This window comes from Streptomyces sp. NPDC090798 (assembly GCF_044768965.1).
Classification (GTDB): domain Bacteria; phylum Actinomycetota; class Actinomycetes; order Streptomycetales; family Streptomycetaceae; genus Streptomyces.
In genome coordinates this window covers 113,900-137,612 of sequence record NZ_JBIVXA010000024.1, presented here as the reverse complement: position 1 = coordinate 137,612, position 23,713 = coordinate 113,900, and the positions used below count along the sequence as shown (strand labels likewise).

General features: G+C 66.1%; 17 protein-coding genes and 2 pseudogenes. 6 read left to right on the top strand and 13 right to left on the bottom strand.

Annotated elements, in window-relative coordinates:
• Positions 1 to 206 precede the first annotated feature (206 nt).
• The gene (locus tag ACIQTP_RS37870) at positions 207 to 695 is read right to left on the bottom strand and encodes a hypothetical protein (RefSeq protein WP_403408505.1); all 489 of its coding nucleotides are present in this window, start codon (positions 693 to 695) and stop codon (positions 207 to 209) included.
• Complete coding sequence (locus ACIQTP_RS37865; RefSeq protein WP_403408503.1) at positions 692 to 1,330, bottom strand: hypothetical protein; 639 nt, start codon at positions 1,328 to 1,330, stop codon at positions 692 to 694. Before ACIQTP_RS37865 ends, ACIQTP_RS37870 begins: the two co-directional genes overlap by 4 nt.
• A gap of 461 nt (positions 1,331 to 1,791) precedes the next feature.
• Here ACIQTP_RS37865 and ACIQTP_RS37860 point away from each other — a divergent pair, with 461 nt between their 5' ends.
• Positions 1,792 to 2,355, top strand: a complete 564-nt coding sequence (locus ACIQTP_RS37860; protein WP_403408501.1) for a tyrosine-type recombinase/integrase — start codon at positions 1,792 to 1,794, stop codon at positions 2,353 to 2,355.
• A 248-nt stretch (positions 2,356 to 2,603) separates the two neighbouring features.
• Here ACIQTP_RS37860 and ACIQTP_RS37855 read toward each other — a convergent pair whose 3' ends face one another.
• The 5 genes from ACIQTP_RS37855 to ACIQTP_RS37835 all read right to left on the bottom strand — a co-directional run bounded on the left by ACIQTP_RS37855 (position 2,604) and on the right by ACIQTP_RS37835 (position 5,659).
• On the bottom strand, positions 2,604 to 3,011 hold the full coding sequence (locus ACIQTP_RS37855; RefSeq protein ID WP_097224458.1) for an NUDIX domain-containing protein: 408 nt from the start codon (positions 3,009 to 3,011) through the stop codon (positions 2,604 to 2,606).
• Positions 3,012 to 3,220: 209 nt separating this feature from the next.
• A complete protein-coding gene (locus ACIQTP_RS37850; RefSeq protein ID WP_403408499.1) occupies positions 3,221 to 3,559 on the bottom strand; it encodes a hypothetical protein in 339 nt (112 codons plus the stop codon).
• Positions 3,560 to 4,229: 670 nt separating this feature from the next.
• Entirely contained in the window at positions 4,230 to 4,607 is a 378-nt protein-coding gene (locus ACIQTP_RS37845; protein ID WP_403408497.1) for a hypothetical protein, read from the bottom strand.
• A gap of 189 nt (positions 4,608 to 4,796) precedes the next feature.
• The gene (locus ACIQTP_RS37840; RefSeq protein WP_403408495.1) at positions 4,797 to 5,201 is read right to left on the bottom strand and encodes a hypothetical protein; all 405 of its coding nucleotides are present in this window, start codon (positions 5,199 to 5,201) and stop codon (positions 4,797 to 4,799) included.
• Between the two features lie 290 nt (positions 5,202 to 5,491).
• Complete coding sequence (locus ACIQTP_RS37835; RefSeq protein WP_403408493.1) at positions 5,492 to 5,659, bottom strand: hypothetical protein; 168 nt, start codon at positions 5,657 to 5,659, stop codon at positions 5,492 to 5,494.
• Positions 5,660 to 6,176: 517 nt separating this feature from the next.
• Here ACIQTP_RS37835 and ACIQTP_RS37830 point away from each other — a divergent pair.
• Both ACIQTP_RS37830 and ACIQTP_RS37825 read left to right on the top strand, forming a co-directional pair.
• A complete protein-coding gene (locus tag ACIQTP_RS37830) occupies positions 6,177 to 6,341 on the top strand; it encodes a hypothetical protein (RefSeq protein WP_403408491.1) in 165 nt (54 codons plus the stop codon).
• A gap of 528 nt (positions 6,342 to 6,869) precedes the next feature.
• A pseudogene (locus tag ACIQTP_RS37825) lies at positions 6,870 to 7,396 on the top strand (tyrosine-type recombinase/integrase); the annotation flags it as partial.
• Positions 7,397 to 7,790: 394 nt separating this feature from the next.
• On the opposite strand, the gene ACIQTP_RS37820 reads toward ACIQTP_RS37825, so the two are convergent.
• Positions 7,791 to 9,248 carry a serine/threonine-protein kinase gene (locus tag ACIQTP_RS37820; protein WP_403408489.1) on the bottom strand — a complete coding sequence of 486 codons (1,458 nt, stop codon included), beginning with the start codon at positions 9,246 to 9,248 and terminating at the stop codon, positions 7,791 to 7,793.
• A gap of 772 nt (positions 9,249 to 10,020) precedes the next feature.
• Between ACIQTP_RS37820 and ACIQTP_RS37815 the strand changes: the two genes are divergently transcribed.
• The 3 genes from ACIQTP_RS37815 (at position 10,021) to ACIQTP_RS37805 (ending at position 14,521) form a co-directional block, all read left to right on the top strand.
• A complete protein-coding gene (locus ACIQTP_RS37815) occupies positions 10,021 to 12,540 on the top strand; it encodes a hypothetical protein (protein WP_403408487.1) in 2,520 nt (839 codons plus the stop codon).
• 488 nt (positions 12,541 to 13,028) lie between these two features.
• Positions 13,029 to 13,370 (top strand): hypothetical protein, encoded by a 342-nt coding sequence (locus ACIQTP_RS37810; protein ID WP_403408485.1) that lies wholly within the window; start codon positions 13,029 to 13,031, stop codon positions 13,368 to 13,370.
• Positions 13,367 to 14,521, top strand: coding sequence for a caspase family protein (locus ACIQTP_RS37805; protein WP_403408483.1), 1,155 nt, complete (start codon positions 13,367 to 13,369; stop codon positions 14,519 to 14,521). Before ACIQTP_RS37810 ends, ACIQTP_RS37805 begins: the two co-directional genes overlap by 4 nt.
• A 528-nt stretch (positions 14,522 to 15,049) precedes the next feature.
• Here the strand turns inward: ACIQTP_RS37805 and ACIQTP_RS37800 are convergent.
• The 5 genes and pseudogenes from ACIQTP_RS37800 to ACIQTP_RS37780 form a co-directional block, all read right to left on the bottom strand.
• Positions 15,050 to 16,717, bottom strand: coding sequence for a hypothetical protein (locus ACIQTP_RS37800; protein ID WP_403408481.1), 1,668 nt, complete (start codon positions 16,715 to 16,717; stop codon positions 15,050 to 15,052).
• Between the two features lie 487 nt (positions 16,718 to 17,204).
• Positions 17,205 to 19,925 (bottom strand): tetratricopeptide repeat protein, encoded by a 2,721-nt coding sequence (locus tag ACIQTP_RS37795; RefSeq protein WP_403408479.1) that lies wholly within the window; start codon positions 19,923 to 19,925, stop codon positions 17,205 to 17,207.
• Between the two features lie 861 nt (positions 19,926 to 20,786).
• Positions 20,787 to 21,260, bottom strand: a pseudogene (locus tag ACIQTP_RS37790) (hypothetical protein).
• 160 nt (positions 21,261 to 21,420) lie between these two features.
• Positions 21,421 to 22,473, bottom strand: coding sequence for a serine hydrolase domain-containing protein (locus tag ACIQTP_RS37785; protein ID WP_403408477.1), 1,053 nt, complete (start codon positions 22,471 to 22,473; stop codon positions 21,421 to 21,423).
• Positions 22,474 to 22,620: 147 nt separating this feature from the next.
• On the bottom strand, positions 22,621 to 23,709 hold the full coding sequence (locus ACIQTP_RS37780) for a glycosyltransferase family 4 protein (RefSeq protein ID WP_403408475.1): 1,089 nt from the start codon (positions 23,707 to 23,709) through the stop codon (positions 22,621 to 22,623).
• Between the last annotated feature and the right edge of the window lie 4 nt (positions 23,710 to 23,713).

Below are 23,713 nucleotides of genomic sequence, written 5' to 3'. Positions count from 1 at the left end.
CCTGCACGGATGTGGCACGCGACTATCTGCGTCGTGCACCTTCTGATCCGTAGCGCTATAGAGATCAGCCGTTGAGGGTCATGCAGGTCGCGCTTCAGCCATACGAAGACGGCGCTGGTCGGAATCGGCCGCTGAGGTTGCTGTATTTCGCTGCTGCACCGATCGAACGCCCCCAGCAGCCGCACCGGGGGGCCCGTATGCCCGGATCAGATGGCGTCGATTTGCCAGGCGATCACACCGGTTGACCCCTTGGCACCGTCGACATCAATGCGTACCGGCTTGTGCACGGTGATCCGCTGCTGGACCACCGACTGATCGCACGGCACCTTGGTCTCTGTGCCGGTGCTCGCCGGTGTGAATGTCAACTGCGCGCTGCCGTTGCCGACGCACACCAGGTTGAGCCTGTATGTCCTGCCCTCGTTCAGGCTCGGCTCGGTGTGGATGCCGTCGATCACCCGCTCCGCGCCGGCCTCGACCATCTTCCCGCTGTGGACGGCGGTCAGGGCCGCTTGAGCCTGCTCAGTGAGTTTCTTCTGGGACGGCTCTGTTGCCGTCTGCGACCCACTCGCAGCAGGCGGCGAGTGATCTTTGGAGGCTTCGCCGTCATCACTGCCGGACGTGCACGAGGCGAGCAGGACTACTGACGCTGCCACAGCGCATCCGGCGAGCCATGCCCGCGGGCTCGAAAAGGTCATGACGAGGTTTCCCAGTACTTCCAGCCAGTCTCGGATGTGGGCAGCGTCGCCGACCCGTGAGCGATCTCGACGCCACCACAGCTGCTGCCGCCAGCGGAACGGTACCGCTTCCAGTTCAGCTTGTACCCCCACGAGCCGTACTGCAGGTGTCCGTACTTGTTCCGGCTGATGTCATGGGAGTAGTTGTGGCCGATGGCGACAGAGACACTGGCACCGATTTTGATGCTGATGGTGGTCTTGGCCTTCGCGAGGATCGCCCCGGCCGACCACTCCCCGCTGGCTGAAAATTCGGCAGAGATGGTGCCAGTTTTGGTGACGGACACGGACATGGTGCCGCCCGGACCGTCCTTGTACTTGGTGCCGTTCCACCAAGAAGGAACGTGGTATGCCTTCTTCGACGTGATGGTGTACCACGTGGACGGCTGGTCACACATGGACGGCGCCTTGTCGGAGAGTGGCTGATCGGTGGCGTCCTCCCAGACCTGTCTGTCGTTGATGTCCGTCGTTTGGTCAGCGGATATCGCGCTGTTGTCGCCTGTCGGCAATTCATCAGCGGAAGCAGTACCCGCAGTCACGAAGCAGAAAAGCAGAGCAGTGGCAGCGCCGGTCGCAGCGCGCCGTGAACCGATGCCCATGTGACACCTTTCCGGTGGACCGCCCCCGTGGCGATCGAGCATTTGGACACTACGGTCAGGGCATGTACTGGACAATCAAATGATCAATGTTCTGAGGAGAACTTGAGAATTCGATGTGGTGTGGTCGGGAAGTGGGCAGCTCAAAGCCAGGTCGGTGGAGCTGCTTTGGCGCGAGTGATCATGGTCTCGTAAGCATTCCCGCGTCGGGCAATCTGGGGACCTGTCCGGTAAAGCACGACGTTGGGGCCGTGATCTGCGAGGCTCGCGCCAAAGTGGCTGCCTAAAGCCGTGGAGCCGACCGCCCCAGCCACGTCGTACCTCCTTCTACGGCAAGCGGTTGATTGCTGTGCGCGCGGCACGGGCGTCGGCTGGGCTGGAGCCGGGCGGCGACAGGAGCGCAAGGCCGGCCGGGGGCCGGGCTGCGCGCGGGGAGCGGAGCGAGCCGCCTTGAACCAGTTGAGTTGGCTGCGCTGCGTCGCAGGGACATCGACCTGGCCGGCCGCCTGGTCGTGGTCCGCCGGGCGCAAGCCGAGTTGCAGGACGGGCGGCTCTTCGACAAGGCGCCCAAGTCGGCTGCCGGGGTGCGCACGGTCTCCTTCCCCGGTGAGCTGGTCGACGAGATCACGCGTCACCTGGAGCACTACGCCGCCGCAGGACAGGACGGGCATGTGTGCGTCGGGCCGCAGGGTGGGCAGCTTCGGCGGAGCAACTTCCGGGACGACTGGGTCAAGGCGCGGAAGGATGCAGGCGTCACGGCCGAGCTGCACTTCCACGACCTGAGGCATACGGGCAACACGCTGGCCTCCACGGCCGGGGCCAGCACCAGGGAGCTGATGACGAGGATGGGCCACAGCAGCTCGCGGGTCGCGCTGATCTATCAGCACATGACCAGCGACCGTGATCGGGCCCCTCGGCGCGATGATCCGCGACGGTGGGGGAGACCTCTCGGACAACGGCGACAGTCACACGCCTGCAGTGATGCTCACGAAATGGCGCTTCGGGATGGACCGACTTCCGGCATATGAGCTGATTGACTCGTCTGCTCTCAGCGGCGACGACAGGCGGCTCACCGTACGAGTCGGCCATCCGTAGACCTGGGGAAACGGCAGGTACCCACGCGGCACAGCTCTGGAGCGGCCTCTTCGTCCCGAGCGCTCGGCTGGGAGGGGCATTGAGGTCTGGTCGGCTGGTCGGTCGGCCATCGCCGGTTGTTGACGCTCGGCTTGCGGTCGTGGTGCTTGCCGTACTCCACTGCTGTACAGCGGTCACGGGATCAGGAAAGCCGCCCGGCCTCGTAAAGCGCGTCGAAAGCCATCTCGTCGACGGCCGAGACTCGGTCCCGATCGGCGTAGCGGAACCACGCCTTCTCAGCGATCTCCCTCGATGGGGTCAGCTCACCGCGGTGATCGGCGGTGTAACAGATCATCCGGAAGGGGCCGTGATTCGGATGGCCCTCGCCGATCTCGAAAGTGCCGAAGTGCACCATGGAACCGGGGTCGATCGCCGCCTGTAGTTCTTCGTCGATCTCCCGCACCAGGGTCTCGCCGTCGGACTCGCCCGGCTCACGATGACCGCCCGGGAAGTAGAAGCGATCTCTGCCATGACTACGCGTCACCAACACCCGGTCGTCCCGAACCAGGATCCACGCCACCTTCTCCGGCACACCGTTGCCATTCGCCATGGCTCGTGACCGTATCGGAGGGCATCGTTTGCGTCAGCACCGTCCGCACACTGAGCTTGGGAAGCTCAGGTGATCCAGAGGTAGTCGCCGTGCTGACCCGCGGCGGAGCCTGAGCGGCGTCCCATGGGCTGCTTACCGCTTGCCCGGTGTTCCCCGTGGTCCCCCGCACGACCTGGCACGGATCTGGCACGACCCCTCGTCCTGGCCGATCACAGGTCCACCCGAGAGGCGTCCGCCTTGGCGTCGCCACGATGCGGAACGACGTACGCAGGTCGAAAGGGAAGCTCCCGCAGCGTTGCTTCCATGGCCTTGAAGAGGGCGTCGGCATCGGGCCCGTAGGCGTACACCACACCCTCTCCGCCACCGAACTCGTTCCGGTCTACTTCGCCAACCCCGGCGTTCTCAACGACAACGGTCATCGCGCGTTCCGCTTCGTAGATTGCAGCCCGCTCGTCCCGCTCCCCGAACTGGTCCCCGCTCAGGCGGAAATGGGCGATGACGGTCTGCTCGGAAGCGTCGGCTTGAGGCATGTCGAAGAGTGCGTCCATACGCGACACGATCTCACCGGGCAGGTGGCCAGAAACAACCCATCTTGCCGTACGGCCGCCTCACTCAAGCGCTTGGGTCGCCACCCGCAACTGTTCGCTGTAGGGATAAAAGTGAAGGTACGGTCTGGCTCGAGGCGCGCGTCCCCCCAATGGATCACGTGGATGCCGCCCTCCGGGTCGGCCGTGAAAAGGAGGCACACCAGCTTCGTGGAAGCGCCCAGCGCCTCGAAGGTCTCGTGCAGATTCTGGTACTCCTCAGAGACGCGACTGGCGTTTGAGATCCGCGAATGCTGGCTGCCAGGGTCGAGATGCGCAGACCGGCGGGCGGCTGGCGGCCCCCGCCGCACTGCACGTTCAAGTAGAACGCTCCGGACTGGTACGAGGACATGCACGAGCGTCAGTGCAAGGCGCACTTCTCGCGACGCATCGGGATTGAGCGCGGCATCGCTCGCCTTCAGAGCCGCGCTGGAACAGTTCTGTCAGCCAACCTGTAGCTGACTGCCTCTCTGTGCCCGCGGCGGCCCCGAGCCGCTGCGTCGCCCCCTCCGATACGGATCACCAGGAGTCGACGAAGGTCCGGTCCACGATGGGCGAGTGGGGGAAGATCTCGTACGACGCGTGAGGCGGAGGAGGAGCGGGCGGCCGGCGGCCCGGTCCGCGGGTGCGTGGGTCAGGCGTCCATGTGGAACTTGTCGATGTCCCAGTGCTGGTTGCCCCGCTCGGTGAAGACCAGGACGTTCAGCCGACCGCTGTTGAAGTTGAAGTCACAGGTCTTGGACTTGCCCTTGCCGCCCACCTTGCACACGCGGACGTTGTCTGAGGCGGGCCCGAAGAGACTGACGGCGAAGGTGCGGCCGTCCGCCTTGAGGTCCTTAACCGTGACAGTGTCGGTGGCAGGGTTGTACGACATGGAGCCCTGGGCGTACTGCTCGCTGACATTGTGAGGGGTGGCCGAACTCGTGCCCGCGCCGATAGTGAAGGCGAGGCCGAGGCCGGCGACGGCGGAAACGGGGGCGGTGATCAGTGCCCGGCGGATGGACTTATGCATGCGCGTTGCTCTCTCCATTTGAATGACCGCGAAACAGTGGTCTCTGCGCAAATGCTAATCGCTCGGGGTGACTTGGCCGCCTGGGGGCGTCCCGAAGGCATGCATCACACCGTCCAGTTACCGAGCCTGACACCTCATCACCAAGAAGGCGTCGCGCGGTGACAGCTCGCCTCCTGCTTTCCGCCCTGGCTACGCCCGCGTCTCTCCCAGCGCGACAGTCCTGGGCATGCCGATCTCGGCGTGGTCGAACCCGGTGTGCTGATGCCCGAGGCAGTCGAGCCCTGCCCATGCCGGGTCCTCGCCGAAGACGAGCTGCAGCTCGACCTTCCAGTACTCCGGCTGCCGGTCGGGGGCATCACGGTCGTCGGCACCGTTGACCGCAAGCAGTCGCCCAAAGGACATCGAAGGCTGGTCGTCGTTCCAGCCCCACCTGCCCCGTTCGACGATGAAGCCGTCACCGTCGTTCTCAAGACTCTCGATCCCTTCGACCTCGACCTGGAGGAACTCACCGAAGGCATCCCAGGCGGCGTCGACGTCGCGTACAGACTCGGGCTCGACCGCACGCTGTCTCAAAATGCGCGCGAATACATCCACGCTGGATCTTCACGGAATGGGCGTGCGGGATGCTAGCGCGATGCTCCAAGTGGCTCAGGGCTTACCCCAGGAGCGCTGACGCTGGAAGCAGATTTTGAGATCTGGCCTCATCCTTATCAGGTCGATCATCGCGAGCTCCAGGCACTGGATCTTGGCCGCCATGCGGCGTGGGAGGTGTCGCCAGGGTTCGCCCTGACCCACCTTCGTTCGCCGCTGTTGGTGTCAGCCGCTGGGGTCAGACATCAGCGGCCCACTTGACGTTCGTCCTAGACAGGGATTAGGGGCGGCACTCAGTCGCCGCCGCCGGCACGACGAGCCTTGGCGAATGCTCCGCCCCGGACCAGAAGCACCGCACCGAGCGCGACGAGCCCCAGAGCTAGGGCGGAAAGCACCATCGCCGCTCCGGAAGAGAAGCCGAGGAGTTTGGGTCCTCCGTCCAGGACGGGGCCGCCAGCCATCGCAATCCAACCCCAACCAGCCCTCGGCGACGGCGCATACGCCGCGGTTCCCCGGCCGTTCAAAGTCAACACGCCCAGAACTAGGAGAACGCAGCCGGAACCCAACACGATCCACGCAGACATGGCACCCCTCCGTTGGGAAGGCTGCTGCACGGGCGGAACGGCTTTGATCTGTGGCCTGGCGGTGCCGTAGAGCACCAGTTTGGAGGATCGCGTAACCGGATGCGGGCTGAGCTGGCGAGACGCTGAGCTGCGGGTTCTCGGGGGACTCGCCGAGGATCCCCGCTGGTTGTTGTTCGACCGGGCACGCAGAGGGCACGTGTGCCCCTCTGCCGCACTCTGGCCGCCAGATGGCGAGACCCCTGTTGCGCGCTCACGCGGGCTGCGGGCGGCCCGTACTGCCCCGTAGTCTCGGTTCCGACCACTCGGCAAGAACGGGGGAGTTCACGGGATGGCGAAGCCGGTACGCGCAGCACTGGGGGAAGTCTGGCTCAACTGCCAGGTCTGCCAAGGGGATTTGTTCCGAGAGCGGCGTGTCCTGCTCAACAGCGCCGGCATGGAGTTCATGCTCGGAAAGTTGGCATGGGCCGACGAGAACGCCACGGGCCTGATCTGCTGGCGGTGCGGCTACGTCCACTTGTTCGTCAACAAGGACATCAAGCTCTACCGAGCGGACAAGTAACGGAGTTCGCGAAATCGGGTGGGGCTGACCTGAGGTGGTGACGTGCGTGTGTTCAGCACACTCGCTGTCGTCCTCCGTGGGTCCCTGCTGCCACGAGACCACGCGGTCGGCGAAGCCTGACTGGTCGAGTCGAGTCGCCGGCCGACCTGTGCGACGCTCGATGCGAACTATGGGCACGAAGGTCGCTAGGGTCTGTCGGGCGTTCCATCAAGATCAGCAGAAGCACCCAAGACATCTCCACGAGGGGCTTTCCGCGGCGTGCGCGGTCGATGGCGTCAACGGCGAATAGGACGACCAAGACCAGAATGACAGATCGTTTGGCCCAGCCCATGAGGCTGCTTCGATCAGGCCATGAGGCTGCTTCGATCAGGGTTTTGCATGGTCGTCCTCTCGTGGGCTGCACCGTGTCGCGCGGGCGGCGCCGCTGATTCTCTCCCTCACCCACCACTCACCCCAGCTCCCATCCCGTCTGCCGTCGACCCACCCGTGGAGCGGGCGTGGTTCCTGGCGTCCGGGTGGAGCGCGCCCCGACGGGGAGAGATCATCGGCCTCCGCTGGTCCGATCTCGACCTCGACAATCGTGTCCTGTACGTCCGTAGCAGACGCAGCGCCGCCGTGGCGTCCTGTACGACGACGATCCGAAGAGCCGCCGTCGTCGCGCCGTACCGCTGCCCGCGCTCTGCATCGCCCCGCTGCGCTGGCACCGGATGCGGCAGTCCGCCGCACGCGCCAAGGCGGGGGAGAAGTGGCAGGCGTCCGGCTACGTCTTCACCACCCGCACCGGTCGCCAGGTCGAGCCGCGGAACGTCTACCGCTCCTTCACCCGCATCGCCGACTCCGCCGGCATCCGCATCGTCCGGCTGCACGACGCCCGGCACGGCACCGCCACCCTCCTCACAGCGGCCGGAGTCGCGCCCCGCGTCGTGATGGAGATCCTCGGGCACAGTCAGATCGGCATCACCATGGATGTCTGCACGCACGTTGTGCAGGACGCGCAGCGCGAGGCGATGAGTCACATGGATCGGCTGCTCAGGAGGCGTCCCGGTCGTCAGTGACCGTGCTCGTTGATGCCAGCGGTGGATGTCAAAGGCCCCGGACCATGATCGGTCCGGGGCCTTTGCCCTTGTGCCCCCGGCAGGATTCGAACCTGCGACACCCGCTTTAGGAGTTTTCCCTGAGCGGGGCTGTGACCTGCGCAAACGTGCGCTGCAGGGCGGCTGGTCTGGGAAAACACCCCTCCGTGGTTCTCACGTGTTCACGGGGTTTCCCGGCCTCATGTGTGCTGAATCCGTTCTGGTGGCTGCCCGGAAGGCGTCCTCTGGCAGCCCGCCCTATGCGGCAGTGCGAGAAGTCCTACCACGGCTCCGCTGTTTCGAACTGATGCCAGTTATTCGCGCAGGCGGGCTGGCGCGCGGCTTCGTCGAGGGCAGATCGTCACGGAGGAGTGGGCTACCGCCAGCTGCCCTGTGGCGGGTGCTCTGGCATGTGGGTGGGGAAGGTGAGTCGCCTGTTCGCGGCTTTGGCCAGCCAGTCCGCCCACCTGCCGATGAAGTCGTCGAGTTCCGCGACGTCCAATGGGTTGAATGGCCACGCCACCTGGCGTACGTCCATGCCAGGGCCCAGCGCGGCCCGGGCTTCCGCGTCCGGCAGGAGAGCAAAGGGCTCGACAATGGCGCGCTCCGCCAGCAGGGGGCTGATCATGAATGCCGTCTCGAACCAGCGGTACTGCTCGGCGACCTGAGCGTCGCAATACCACAGCGAGTGGCTGCGCCCCTGGTAGCCCTGTTGGTTGTCGGGGAGGCGTAGGGACATCGTGGCGTAGGCGATGACGTCGAAGGGCGGTGCCGAGCCGACTCGCCACACCTCCGGCGCTGCCGCGTGGGTGGCGGACAGGTGCAGCGTGGCGTGGCCCAGCTTGAAGATCCAACCTCCGTCGTCTCCCTGCCGGACCTCACCCGTGGGGGCCGCTCCCGTGAGGGCCATGAGGCACGTCTCGGAGATTCGCGACAGGGCGCTCTTCGCAGCGTCGAACAGATCCTGGCGGCGTTCTTGTTCGGTGCGGTGCTGGGACAGGCGCCTCCCGTCCTCGGCTCTCCGGGTCGCCTCGTTGCGATTCGCCTCCGCCAGCGCGGCCAGCCCACCCGAGAGTGGGGCTTGCATGAGGCGATCCAGCCGGGCCAGCACGTTATTGGGGGTCGGTCGGGCTTGCGGAGCCTTGTACAGACTCTCCTCTACGAGCGCGGCGAGGGCAGCCGGGACGGCCACGAGGCGAGGTGGGGCGGAGTGGAGGTGCTGGTCCTGAAAGTCGGGGCCCGGGAACGGGACGGTGCCGGTGATCATTTCGTAGGCGGTGATGCCTAGAGAGTAGATGTCGGAGGCGATGGTGGCCCGCTGAAGCCTCCACCGCTCGGGGGCGACGTAGGGGCTGGTGCCGTTGAGTTTCCAGGTGTGGGTTGCGGTTGCGGCGTCGGCGTAACGTGCGAGGCCGAAGTCCGCGAGGCACCAGTGCCCATCGAGTAGAAGGACGTTCTCCGGTTTGAGGTCTCGATGCACGACCTCGCCGTCCAGGTCGGCCAGCGCCACGGCGATGTCCTGCAGAACCTTGACGGCTTCCTCCAGCGGGAGCACGCCACCGGACTCCATCAGGTGCTGGCGCAGCGACTTATCCGCCCGGGGCATGACGAGCGCCCAGTCGTCCCCGTGATCACCGCTGTCGATGATCGGAACGACGTTGCACACGCCCTCGCCGGAGAACAGCAGCTCGCGTTCGGCACCGGGGCTCTTGGGGATCAGCTTCACCACTGCTGGCTCGCCGTTCGCAGAGCGGGCCTCGAAGACGCGGCCGAATCCGCCCTCCCCAAGCGGGTCTCCCAGCTCCCACTCCTGTTCCAGCCTCAACTTGTCCACCGCACGCCTCTTCATCGTGAGTTGCTCACCACGGGTGCCGCTGCACCCGGCATCATCATGCCGGACAGCACCGACGACCCGTCCCTGAACAGCAGATCAGCCCCGCAAACACTGATCAGCGGCGCACACATCGGCGAACCAGATCACCTGAGACGGGGACCAGACCAACGGAGACCGGACATGTGTCTTGGCAGGACCCGACCTTCGATACTCGCTGTCTCGTCTCACCGAAGGTTGAGCGTTCTCACCGAACTTTGACCGCCTTGCGTGCCGACTGAGCCAGGCGTACCGCGCAGGTCGGAGTTTGGTCACCACCGACGGCCCGCAGGTCAAAAGTTCGCCCAACTTGCCATCTGACACGGCTCCGTTGTCATCGTGCGATACCTCAAATCGGCCTGCGAGTAGCACAATTGGTTGCTAGTTCACCTAACCTAGTGAAACTCCGCCGTACTAGTTCGGCATTGCGCGGGCGCGGGTGGCAGATTCCGTGGTGCACGTCGGTGGCTCATCACCGGCGTCCGCCTCATGCCGCCGTCGGCGGAGCAGGAGCAAGCTGCGAAACGTCCAGACGCCACCGAGGCGTTGTTGGGGCTGATCGTTCTTCGGGCGTTGGCAGGTGGGCCGTACGGGGCGAGGAGCGCCGCCCACTCTCCTGCAGGGTGTCGGCCCGTTCCTCGTCGGCACGAGGCTTCGGTGCTCGGGCGCGTGACACGCTCCCGAGAGACGGGAGCTTCTGTGTTCGCCCGGCACGCCCGGGTGGAAGGACGACACCATGGTCGCGAAACGACGCGACGGCACTTTCCCGCACATCGGCACCGACACCTGGGGCCGGAACCTCGCGGACGCCATCGAGAACACCTGCGCGGAACACGGGGTCGTGCCCCCTCCTCGGCAGGCGATCACCGAGGGGCTGGCCACCGCTCTCCCGGATACCGAAATCAAGGGACTGATCGCCAGCCGGAACAACAAGAAGGTGCTCAAGCCCTCGGCCTTCCGTCTCGTGCAGGCCGGCGACGAGCAGGTACTCCTGCTGATGTGTGACGTCCATGGCGCTGCCGTGGTCCCGTGGGATCTCAACGACCGCACCGTCAACTGCTGGTCGCCGCCCGTTGCTGAGGCCAGCCAGCGTGTCAAGGAGCTCATCGTCGCCGAGCTGGAGCTGCACGAGGCCAGGAAGACCGAGAAGACCGTTGAGAAAGAACGGGAGAGCTGCCGCCGCGCGGCCGGTGACGACACGTACGCCGCGCAGGCCCTGGCGGCGGCCACGCAGAAGCACCAGGACGCCGAGCGCCGGGTGGGGGAACTCGAAGGCGAGCGCCAGGCCCTCCTCACCGCCCTCGGTGGCCGGCGGCCGCGGCCTGTGGTCCGGGCGGCGGAGGAGGATGGGGAGCCGAAGGCGGCGCTCGCTCTCGCTGAGCAGCCGTACGAGGTGGCCGTCCACATGCAGCGGTACGCCGCCGAGAGTCTGGAGCGTGCCGGCAAGACCCGCGGCTACGACCTGGCTGAGTCTCTCGTGGACGCGGGTCAGCTCTCCAAGGGCATGAACGTCCTGCAGCAGTGGCAGATCACCCGTCCCGACGGCACGGTGTCGAAGCTGTGGCGGCTGGCCGCCGTGACCGGGAACAACCGCGCACTGGCCCGTCTCAACATCTTCCGTGTGCGTCCGGAACACCTGGTCACGGGGATGCCCCAGTCCCTCCTGCCCATGCCGAAGGGCAAGAAGGCCGATCCCGAGCTGCTGCTGCTGGGCCAGCGGGAGATCCTGAACCGGTTGTCCGACCGGCTCAACGAGGCCGCCGCCAAGCCGGAGACGGAGGCGACCGACCCGTCGGTCCGGGCCGGGAAGATCGCCACGGTCTCCGCGGAGATCGTGATCGGCTGCACCAAGCCGGCGGCGCTGGAACACGTCCTGCGGACGTTGAACGTCAACGACCACCTGCGCGGCATCCAGCCCTACGACGAGGATGCGCGTCTGATTGCCCTGTTCGCGACGCTCGTCGACGCATACGCCAGGGAATCGCACCTCGCGGAAGCGCTCGCCGAGGCGTTCCCCGACGCGCGCGGCGCGGACCTCCTCGACCTGGTCGGGGTGCGTGATGCGCTGACCGCCAACGGACCGCTCGACCCGCTCGTGCCGCTCGTGCCCGCGGGCGATGACGTCTCCCCCACCGTGCTCCGTGATATCGCGGTGCGCGCCATCACCGCACTCGTGTTCCCCGAGATCCCGCCCGAGGCCCCGAAGCGGACGAACGCACGCACCGTCCGCGACACGGGGCGCTTCTGGCCGATCGTCAGGGGAACGCTGCAGGAGCCGGCGTGGAGCCAGACCAAGGCGAAGACAGCAGAGGCACGCACCCGCCTCTGGTCCGCCGCCATCGCCCAGCTGTTCCTGCACCGGGGCAACATCCTCTCCGCCCTCGGCTTCTTCGGCGTCCCGGAGACCGCCAAGGGCGCCGGACAGGACCCGCGGTCGCTCAAGGCGCTCCTCCTCGGGGCAGAGGCCGGCGACACGGCCGCTTGGGCCGCCCTCGTCCAGCGCATGGCGCCGGCGCTGATCCACGCTCCGCAGCCGTTCATCACCGCTGGCCAGGGCAGCGAGGCGGGCGACGGACGCAAGGGTGTGCGGCGCACCCCTAAGAGTGCCCTCGCCGCCCTCACTCTGGCGTACACGGCAACCAGCGCCCCGAACATCAGCCGGGCACTCCTCCTCGCGTTCGCGAGGGCCGTGCTGGAGCACCCGGACGCGACGCAGCCGCCCGAGGCGGGCGGCGGTGAGCCTCTGGTCTGCTACGGGGAGCGGCACTGGGTGGATGGCCGGACGCCGATCACCGCGGGGATGGTGATCGCTCCTGACACCGAGGGCCGGCCCACACACTACGTCGCCGACAAGGCTTGGTTCGACGAGACGTTCCCCGTGGAGCTCAGCCGCCCGGTCCCAGGCAGCCCCGGAAGCACCACCACGTCCCCCACGGCAGGGACCAGCACGGATCCCACTGCCACCGTGAACGGCGCTCCGCCAGCCAACCCGCACGACCAGCTGGCCACGCTGCGCCGCGAGCTGCCCGCCCGTGTGGAACTCGTCGAGAGCGGCTACCAGCAGGCCGTGGACTCCGCCCACACCCTGATGACGGATTTCGAAGAGGCGCACCGCCTGCGAGTCCAGCTCGGAGAGGACGCACTCCCGGCCGAGCAGCGGATCGAGTGGATGGAGAAGCTGACGAAGGCCCGGGCCGCGGCCCAGGCCAGCGTGACGACGCTCGAACAAGTGGAAGCGCTGATCCTTCAGGTCTGACCGGCGCGGTAGCACCCGAGACCGGCATGTGCCAGCGGGCTCCTCAAGGCAGTTGAGGAGTCCACCTCGCCAGCCGCGTGACCGGGCGGTCACGCGGCTGGTTCAGCACGTGCCGAGAGCGGACAGACCCGACCGAGGCAGTCAAAGTTCGGTGAGAACGCTCAACCTTCGGTGAGACGGGACACTCGCCTTAGGAGTTTCCCTTGGGCGGGGCTGTGACCTGCGGAAATGTTGACTGCGGTGCGTCTGGCCTGGGAAAACACCCTCCGTAGTTCTCACGTGTTCGCGGGGTTTCCCAGCTGCATGTGTGCTGAATCCGCTTCGCAAGGACGTCTGTACAGCAGAGCGATCGGTCACCGGGATGGCACGGCACATAGTTCCGGCGAACGCCTCTCGTGGGCTGCGACTTTGGCCGACGATGGGATCGCAGGTGTCGAGCGCGAGTAATTGGTACGGGGACAGGGGGCGTTGTGCGCGTTGATCTGCGTATGGAACACGGTGCGAGTGACTTGCGCTCACTCCACACTTGGCTACGGAGTGACGCGGGTGTGCGCAGATCGGCCACCCTGGAGTTGCAGGGGGCATCACTCCAGCCGGGGCAGATGGGATCCGCTGTCGAGGTGATCAAGCTGGTGACCGAGAACGGGTGGAGTGCGGCCTCGTTCGTGATGGCCGTCGTGGCGTGGAAGCGGACGCGGCCGCAAAATCCCCAGATCACGATCAGCCGCGACGACACCACCGTCTCGCTCACGAACTGCAGCGACGAGGAAGTGGAGCGCGTGATCCGCATCCTGAGTGAGAGGCAGGGCGGGGAGGGGCAGGGCGAGTGACTGTGCTGCCCGACCCAGGAGCATCACGAGCCGTCCTGATTGGCTCCAGTCGATTTGATCACCTGGAGCAGCTTCCGGCTGTCGCCAACAACCTCACCGCGCTTGCCGAGGCACTCTGTCTCCCCACTTCCTGGAGCCTGCCGCCGCAGAACTGTGTGGTCGTGTCGAACCCGGTATCCAACGATGAAGTGATGGCTGAGCTCAGATCCGCTGCCAAGCAGGCCCGCGACACTCTGCTCGTTTACTACGCAGGACACGGGTTGATCGACCTGCAGAACGCCTTGCAGCTTGCGTTGCCCAAGTCCCATCAGCGGCGAGTGGAGTCGGGGCTTCCCTACGACTATGTGCGCCAAGCGGTTCTGGACGGTCCGGCAGAACGGCAGGTGATCGTGTTGGACTGTTGCTTCGGCGGCCTGGCACTTGGGGCGATGGCCGGCACGCCGGAACTGGTAGATCAAGCATCTGTGGAGGGAAGTTACCTCTTGGCTGCAGCGTCGGAGACGAGTTACGCCCTGGCGCCGCCCGGCGAGACCTACACGGCCTTCACCGGAGAGTTGCTGGAAGTCCTTCGTACAGGCATGGCTGGTGGGCCGGAGCTGCTGGAGCTCGATGCCGTATACCGGCACCTGCGCCTCGCGCTTGGAGCTAAGCAGCGCCCCATGCCGCAGGCTCGCAATAGGAACACCAGCGCTCGACTGGCGCTCGGACGGAATCGAGCCTTCCTGCCTGGACCTTCAGTAGCCACCTCGGACAGCCTGGACTTGGCCAGCCGCACTTGGCCTGCGCCGGAGGGCATCCGCACCGTCCAAGGGTTCATCGCCAGACTTCAGAATGTTCGTCAGACGTCCGGGTTGACACAGAAGGCGGTTAGCCAACGGTCGGGTGGGCGGATTTCGGAAGGCAGTGTCAGCAATCTGCTCACTCGCGAGACCCTGCCCAGGACATGGACGGCTATACCGACCTTCCTGTCTGCCTGTGGTGTGCCCGACGAACAGGTGGAGCAATGGCACGCAGCCTGGACGAGACTTCGGGTGGAGCAATCGAGCACCACTGCTGCTGTGCAGCCGCCGAAACGCCAGATTACGAAGCCTGCTGTAGGAGGCGCCTGGCGGAGGCTGACCGGCCGTATCGGGAGACCAAAGTCGCGTTGAGCTTCGGTGCCTACGGAACCCGGGAAACCTCCGCAGTTGGACTTGGCTTCTGGGGTGTTGTATCGGACTTGTCCGAGTCGCTTCCGAAAATCGTGTTCCAGAGGGCGACGACCACGATCACTGCAGCCACGATGGCCCACGTTGACGGCTTCTTCCCCCGCCGCGAGACCGCTGTGGGCCTGACGTACGTGGCTGCGCGGTAATGCCCCTTGCGGTACTGCGCCATCGTTCACCCTCCCCCGAGGTCAACCTGGACGAGCTGCTCGTCCTGCCGAGCAGTGTGACAGTGCACCGGGGTGGTTTGAAGGTGAGTTGAAACCACGCGGCTGGATTTCATTCACCGCATGTGGCCTCCGCCGAGGCACTTGGCCACCTACGGGACCCATAGTGACGGACAGGAGGTGTCTGAACCTCGCAGGCGTCCTGTGCCGACGGAGTCTTCCTCCACCTCGTCCACACCGCGTACGACACCGAAGGACGAGCCGATGTGGGCTACTGGGAGGGCGCCGTCCAATCAGGGGGCAGACCTTAACGGGGCACGGTAACTGCCATGAGTTTGCCGTCCCCAAGGTGGAGCCAGCCCCGGCCAGGAGTGAGAGGGCGGCCGACAATGGAGTCTCCCGTCTTGATGCCGATCCAATCACCGGCGCGCCGCTCCTGAGGAGACAGCAGGAGGCCACGGTGGGCTCTCTTCGCTTTGCCCAGCCAGGGGTAGCTCGGCCCGAGCTTGTCTTCATCGCCGGCCAAGACCAGCGCTGTACCCTCGTCGAACCCGTGCTCTAGCAAGTTCCGCAGCACACGCTGGGCATCGCACTCGCCCAAGACCTCCGCGTCGTCCATCACGACAACGACCGGTTCCTCAGCGGACGCCACTGACAGGGCCTCCTCAAGTTCGTCGTGCCCGATGTCGCCCTGATCGAAGCAAGCAACCACGCCGTCCTGATCGGCCAATTCCCGTAGAGGTGACGGCCTGGGCGTGGCTAAGACGACCTGGGCGCCAGATGCGAGGAGAGAACGTGCGATGTTCACCAGTGCCGTGGAGCGACCTGACTTCGCGGGCCCGGCCACAACGAACGCGGGAGCAGTGCCGGAGGCCAGATCAGGGCCATATGCGGCCAGGTTGTCGCCCCCGACACCCGCCAGTGCCCACAACCTCGGTGCCGCCGGATCACGCATGGTCCACGCTTCATCGAAGCTGATGTCGGACGGCAATGAGGCAGAGCGTTTCTGCGCTTCCAACGCTTCATGGGCTGCGTCCCACAGGCCGAGCAACAGGACGTGATCCTCTTGTGTCAGGGTCGCCATGTGGGAGAACGCGACAAGTGCCTCCCGCTCGGGCAGCTCATCGTGGGTATACCAGCGGATCCACGCATCCGACGAAATTCCGGTCTGCTCCTCCATATCAGTGAAGGACCACTTGCGCTTCAGCCTGTGTTCGTCAAGGCGGCGATGCAGCGTGACCAACTCCAGCCGCGCCGGGGAGCGGTCCACCTCGAACTCTCTGCTCTTCACGCCGTAGAACGTCGCGTTCGCCGGCCGTTGCTCCTCCGCGGCGTCAGCCATCCTGACGAAGCCTTCACTACGGCGAACTACACCGAGGAACACTCTCAATGCGTCCTTGTCGTGCCACAGAGCCTGCGCCGCGTTGAGGATCAGTCCCTTCAATGACTCATGCGCGTAGTTGAACTGCGCAGAGTCTTGGCTGGCGTTGGTCGGTGTCTCCGTGCCGGCTGGTGGCTCTTTTGCTGCCTGCCCACTTGAGGCCCCAGTGTCCTGCTTCGGCGAGCCCTCGGAAGGGGCAGTCGTGTTGTTCACGTCATCGTCTCCGGCGGATCCTGTGGTATCTGCCGGAGGGTGTACTGATGCTTGGGCGACCGTTTCCCTGACGACCTGCTTCCACAGAGCCTTGAAACGATCAACTTCGCCGTCTACGTCGCTGTGTCGAGCGAATTCGGCCAGGACACGGACAATCATCTCAAGGCGGCCCCACGGGGGTAGGTCTGGCCTCTGGAACGTGTCCAACACTGCTTGGTGATTCACGATCCAGTAGTCCTGCGCGTCCTTCCCGACGCGGTCGCGAATAGCGCGGGCTGACGGGAGTCCCGCGTCCAGCCTCAGATCGTGGAGCTCGTCGTTCAGCTTCTTCAGGTCAGGCTGGTCAGCCAGATCGGGCCTCTTCCACGGCTGAGCGACCACTATCTCTGCCCCCTCCTGTGCTTCTGCATCGTTTGCAAATCAGGCGGCTTGGCGCCTGTACTCACGGGCGTCAGGATCTGTCATGAGTGTCATACAGCGGCTGTTCTTGGCCGATGGTGTCAGCGATCGTCTTGAGCCGTCAGGGCCGTCCTGTAAGCACCCAGGCTGGATGCACAACCCAGTCGGTGCCATACGGAAGGTAGATCCTCATGGAACAGATCAGCTTGCGCCTCGTAGTCCTCCTGATAGTCGGAGTCCTTGTCGTCGCCCTGACGCTGCATGCACCCGAAGTCGGCGCGGCCTTGGTGGGAGCCACTGCGGTGGTGGCACTACTCGCCCAACTCATGGGTCCCGAATGACTCTGCTGAGCGGAGAAGCTTGCAGCCATGGGCCACCTCATCTCCCAATCTGTGGTCCGATTCCATGCGGACAGCTCCACCGAACCCAGGGCACATCTGCGGCTTCATGGGACCTGTGGTTTTTGGTCTCAGCTTCGGTGGCGGTGTTCCTCAATGTGGGCCTGATTCAGCCAGTGGGCGATGTTGTTGCTGGTGGTGGTGATGATGGGATGAGCAGGGTCTACGAGGCGTCGTGTGTCTGTGAGCATCCGAGTGAGAATGCCGACGGCTTCCCTGGGGTAGCCAGCGCGTCCGCGCCACATGGCGAGCTTGTCCAGCACCGACAGTGTGGCGACGTGATCAGCGCCAAGGTGGCGTTCGATGTGGGTCAGCAGGGCCTGGTAGGTGTCGCTTGCCGTCAGTGCGTCACCCGTTTCGCCCTGCCAGTGGCCAAGGCTATCGAGGGTCGTCAGGGTTTGGAGGTGGCCAGGGCCCAAAACACGTTCCTGGTCAGGGAGGAGCTCTTGCAGTGCGGCGATGGCTGCCTGGGGTGCTCCTGCAAAACCACGCATGACGGCAAGGCTGTGCCGGGTACTGAGAATCTCTGCGCCTTCTGGCACGATGCGGCGCTGCTGATCACGGAGGACATCCTCCAGTGCTTGAACAGCCTTCTGGGGCTCTCCTGCCCAGCCCAAGCACAGGGCGCGGCTGTGTCGGGAGCTGAGTGTGTCGGGGTGGTGAGGGCCGAGGACTCGGGTTCTATCGGCGATGACGGCGGCGAGGTTCTCAGATGCGGTGGCCGGATCGGTTCTTGCCTGCAAACGGGCGAGGTTGTGGCGCGCGGTGAGCAGCTCGGGATGGTCTGGGCCCAGGATCTCACCCATGTCGGGGATCAGCGCCTGATATCCGTCTATGGCCTTATCCGTCTCGCCCGCTTCTCCCTGCCAACGGGCAAGGCTCTGCCTGGTGGTCAGGGCGCGCAGGTGCCGGGGTCCGAGCGCTCGTGTCTGGTCGGGTAGCAGCGCCTCGAGCAAGCTGACGGCCTCGGCAGCGTTGCCTGCCTCACCCAGCCAGCGGGCCAGGTTGTGGCGGGCGGTCAGGGTGCCTTCGGCATCGGCACCGAACTCTTCTTCCATGACTGGAATCAGCTCGCGGTAAGACGCAGCAGCTCCTGCTGCGTCACCAGCGACGCCCTTCCAGTAAGAAAGGTTGTGGAGGGTGGAGAGTATCTCCCCACGGTCCGCTCCGTTGCGCTGCCGGACAGCGAGAATCTCTGTCAGGGCGGCGATAGTGCCATGTGTGTCGCCCGTCTCACCCCGCTCGAGTGCAAGGTTGTGACGAGTTACGAGGGTCTCGGGGGCCTCGTAGCCGAACAACCGGAGGTGGTCTGCCTCAAGGCTTTCCAGGGTCTGGACTGCTCCGGCATGATCGCCGGCTCGGCTTTGCCAGCGGGACAGCTCGCTGCGGGCGACAAGGGTGTGCGGGTGGTCGGCCCCAAGGTGTTGGTGGGAGAGGGAGCGGAGTGTGTCGAAATGGGCGCGTGCCCAGAAGATGTCGCCTGATTCACCCGCACTCGTGCCCAGCCGGAATAGAAGGGTGTATGCGGTGTCGTCCTGCCACAGGGGGTGGCTCTCGCCGTCCTGATCGTGGGTGGCCAGCGAGCGGGCGCTGGCCCGCAGCCGCTGTGCGTGGTCCTGGTCGTGCGCAGTGTCGGGCCAGATATCAAGCAGGGCGTGGGCAGCCGCCGGCAGGACGGTGTTCCTGCGCTGTGTCCGGATGTCGGGCGAGGAACCAGGAGGTTGCTGCTCGCGTACGGCACGCTGGATGAGCTGGTGCACGCGGACCAGCCATGAGTCGTCACAGCCCTCGCCCGGGGTGTGATCGATGAGGTGGAGCCGGTCCAGCGTTGCCAAGGTGTGCTCGGCCGCGAGCTCGTCGACGGGTCGGTCTGTTCTGCTGCGCTCGGTCAGCCAAGCGCGGGCGGCCCCGCTGGTGAACAGCGGGGCGGGAATGCCAGTTGTCCCGTCGAGGACGGCCGCCAGTTCCAGCATGGGGCGAGCCAGCGCGCCGGTGTGCTGGTCGGCCTGGTCGACGGAGATGTCCCACAGCGCTGCCAGTGAGCTTGCCGTAGCACTGCCGCGCACAGCAGGGATCAGTCGTTCAAGGGTGAGCCGGCGGTCCGCGAGCAGGCTTCGGTAGCGGGCGATGCTGCACGAGGCGTTGTAGTCGAGGTATGCGCCGGCCCGCGACAGCGCCAGGGGAAGATGACCAAGGTCATCGGCGAGCCCCGCCAGATCCGCGTCGGCATCGGCGGGCACGGCCCGCTGCAGCGTGTTGCGCAGGTGGGTAAGGGATTCCTCGGCCGTGAAGACGCCAACCGAAAGGAACGGGTGTCCACTTGCCGTGACGAAATCTCTTTCGCGGCTTCGCGTGGTGACGATGACCCTCCCACGGCCAGCGGTGCGTCGAGGCACCCACAATCCCTCAAGTGCACCGGGGGAGTGCACGTCGTCGAGGACGATGAGCCAGCTGAGTTCGGTGACACGGAGCCAGTTGAGGAATTGCTCAGCGGCATACGTGGTGTTCTCACCGCCGGGCACCAGCTCAAGAGCACGGGCTGCCTGAGCGTAGGCACCGGTCACGGCAGGCGTGTTGTTCGCCGTCACCCACATCAGCATGTCCACTCCACCGCCTGCCACGTAAGCGGTACGGCGGCAGTAGTCGGCGGCCAGGCTGGTTTTGCCGACGCCTCCGGCTCCTGTGACCACGCACCCCCTGACAACTGCGCTGGCTGCGTCCCCGATGTCACTGTCCTCGGGGTCATCCAGAGCGCGTGCCAGGGCATCGCGATGTTCCCGCTCGACGAGCACATCGGCAGGTTCAGGGACCAGACCTATGCGTAACGGCTTTGCGCTGCTGGGCGTAACGCCAAGCGGCTTCTGCGTGCGTGGCCCGGACGCCGCAGTGTCGCGGCGGGCTGTGGTCCTGCTTTGCTCGGCCGCTCGGCGTAGATTCTCCCACCGAGCACGGGACTGTGGCCCGGGCCTCGAACCAGCGCGGCTATCGAGGAGTTCGGTCAGGAAGGCGAAAGGCGCCCCGGCCCGCGGAACACTCTGAGCGCTGAACCACGCGCTGAGAGTGCTCTTGGTCAGGGTGACGGGAGGGGACTGCCGCTTGGCCAGCTGGATGATCTGACCGAACGTAAGCCCGGATGCCCGCCGAATTGCCCCCAGCTCCTCGGCCAGGCGTGAGGCTGCCGCCGGGACGTCCACCATGCCGTTCCCCCGTTCGTTCCGAACCTTCTACGAACCCTATTCCTTGCCTGTCTGACCACCACATACCTGTATTCCGGCGGGAGTTACTTCTCGCCGAACCCCGATCCGAACAGGTCAGGTGACGTGTGACCGATCGCTTGGTTGGTCAAGTCCACGGATTGGACAGACAATGCGCATTCTCTGTCGTAAAGCGCGGTACGTCTGGCGAACGCCGAGGCTGCGGCGGCGGATCGCCGCGCTCGTTGTGCGGTGGATTGTCGGTGCCGCGCTGCGGACACTGGCGAGCCTTTTGTGGGGGTGGTGGACCAGCTAGTGACGGACTTCGGGGCCGGGTTGGTCGTCGCCACCAGGGACGGCGCGGGTGGGGTCTGATCCAGCCGCGGCCCCGGTGTCCACCGAATCGCTGCGAAGAGAACTGGCGATCGACGTGGACAACGGAGCCGTACTGGGTGCCCGTCAGCGTGAGGCGCCCTCCGGCCACAGCACCCGAACGGGCACGCCGTTCCGCTCGGCGTAGGCCACGACGTCCGCCGTGCCGCCGTACCCCCATGCCGGCTTCCCGTCCCATACGGCGACCAGCTCGTCAGCGAGCCCGACGAGGATCTCAGAGCCGGTCATGTGCGCTTCGGAGTCGGATGGGGTCATGCCGGTCTCGTGCACGTCGCTTGCTCGGGACTTCAGCGCGTCGTAGGTGGAGTGGTGCCACTCCGGCAGGCTGTCGCGGTACTCGGTGGCCGGGACGACGACCTCACGGCGTCCGCCGGCGGACAGCACGACCTCGGCGAACTATGTGTCGGGGCCGTCGGCGATGCACGAGATACCCACCAGTTCCGCCGCGTCGTGCCCGCTCACCGCATCGGCCAGGAGTGTCCGCACGCGCTTCTCAACCTCTGTGCTCAGTCCGCGGTGACCGGTGATCCCCACCCGCATGTCTGTCCTCCTACAGGTAGACGCCGTGCAACCGCTCGTAGAACTCGCGCACCACCTTGGGCGGTGAGCTGGTGGTCAGCGACCGGCGCACGGCACGCGCCCTCTCCACGATCCGGCCGGAACGGTAGCGGAGTCCGGATTCCAGCGCGCGGGAGTGGCTTCAGGTGAAGGCGAGAGCGCGGAAGGCGTTGCGAACGTCGGTCAAGGGCTGGCGGTCGCGGGTGTAGTAGAGCTTGTTGGTCAGTAGGACTGCCCAGCGCCCCTGTTGGGGCGAGATCCACATGCCGGTGCCGGTGAAGCCGTAGTGGACCCAGATGTCGTCATCGGGGTGGGTGCCAGGGGCGGGGTGCCAGAACAAGCCGCGCACGGGTTCGAGGGTGCCGGTCTGGACGGTCAGTGACTGCCTGGTCCAGGCGGGGCCGAATCCGGCTCGCCCCAGGCTGGTTGAGGTGTCCAGCATGTGGCGCAGGAAGAGGGCGAGGTCGTCGAGGACGGTGAAGGCGCCGGCGATCCCGCACACTCCGCCCAGGAGCCGGGCGGAGAAGTCGTGGGCGACACCCTTGAGGTGAGTGTCGTTGTCCTGGTCGAGTTCCGTCGGCGCGCAGCGGGCGGCGATCTCGGCGGGCAGCGGCCCGAAGCGTGTGGAGGTCATGCTCAGCGGCTGCCAGATCCGTTCCGTGGCGAGCCGGTCGAGGCGCTGGCCGGAGAGATGTTCGGCGAGGTAACCGAGGATGAGGGCGGCCCGGTCGGTGTACTCGACCGCCTCGCCGGGAGGACGGTGCAGGGCCTCGTGGAGAACGCCGTCGCGCACGTCCTGTGGGTCGGTGCCGTAGAGGTTCTTCAGCTGGGCCCGCAAGGGGACGCCGGCGGTGTGGGTCAGCAGCTGGCGGGCAGTTACGGCCCCGAGTGGGCGGCCGGCGACTTCGGGCCAGATGTCGTTGAGGGGGACGTCGAGGTCGAGCTTGCCTTCCTCCCACAGGGCGCCGATGGAGGACCAGACGGCGAGGACCTTGGTGAGGCTGGCGGCGTCGAAGACGGTGTCGCGCCGCATCGGGGTGTCCGGCTCGTCGGGGTCGAGGACCCCGGTGGTGCCGTGGGCGAGGGGCCCGGCGGCGTTGCCGACGGCCCACACGGCGCCTGGGTAGATCTTGTCGCGGACGCCTTCGTTCAGGAGCTGCTCGATGCGGTTGATGCAATCGGTGCGGTGCGTCATGGTCTCCCTGTTCGCCGTGGGCATCCCGCCGGGCCAGCGTAGTGAGTTGGGGCGGGTAGGACTGGCGGTGCAATGGTGTGTCGGACATCGGCCGCGGCATCGGCGTACTCGCTGTCGGGGCGCCGCCATCAGGGCCGCTCGCCCTCTTCAGACGAGCTGGCGACTGAGGTCGGTCAGCGCCTGGGCGGTCGACGAGAGCGGGTAGCGGGCGGCGTTCGCGTAGCCCGCCTGCCTCAGGGCGGGCAGGAGGCCGGGTGCGGTCCGTAGCCGATCCAGGTCTCGGGCGAGGGTGGCGGAGTGAGTGAAGTCGGTGGCCGAGCCGGAGGCGGCGAGTACTTCGTTGAGGCCGGGGACGGGCTGGTAGAGGACGGGCAGTCCGCAGGCTTGGGCCTCCAAGGCGACCAGGCCCATGGCCTCCAGGGTGGTGGATGGCATGACGAGTACGTCGTGTTCGGTGAACGCTTTCCACAGCTGTGGGCGGCGGAGCCAGCCGAGGTAGCGGGCTCTCACGCCGGCCCGTTGCAACAGCGGTGCCAGGGCATGGAATTGGGCTCTGGGCGCGGCCATGCTCAGTTCGACGCCCGGCACTGGGGCCAGGCTCTTGATCAGGGCCTCGACACCCTTCTCGGAGGTCAGCCGTCCGGCGTAGAGCAGGCGCAAGTGGCTGGAGGACGTGCGGGCGGGCCGGGGTGGCGGATCGGTGAGCAGGTGGTCGGGGATGCCCCAGGGGATGAGGGTGATCTTCCGGCGGTCGACGTGTGGGGCGAGCTTGCGGAGGCGGTCGGCCATTGCCCCTGTGGGTACGACGATGGCGTCGGCCGCCCTTACGGTCTCGCGCAGCACCTGCAGCTGGTCGCGATGGGTCTCGGCGAAGATCAGGTCCGTGCCGTGGACCAGGGCGATACGGGGATGCAGTGGGAGCGCCCGGATCAGGGCGGGGGTGGCGCCGAAGGTGAGGTGCTGTAGGTGCAGTACGCCGACCTGAGCTGGGTCGATCGCGACTGCTAGAGCCTTGCGCAGGGCTGCGACGTAGCGGCCGAAGGCAGGGCCTTGAAGGCACTTCCCGGCCACGGACAGCAGGTCGAGTCCGGCGGGGACGCGGTGTCTGTGGCCCGACGGGCCCAGCATGAAGGCGCGTGCGGGGATGAGGGGGCGGCCGCCGGTATAGAGGTCGAGGAAGAGCTCGACGCTGCCACCAGGGCTTCCGGCGGGCAGATCCAGAAAAGTCGCAGCCATCGGC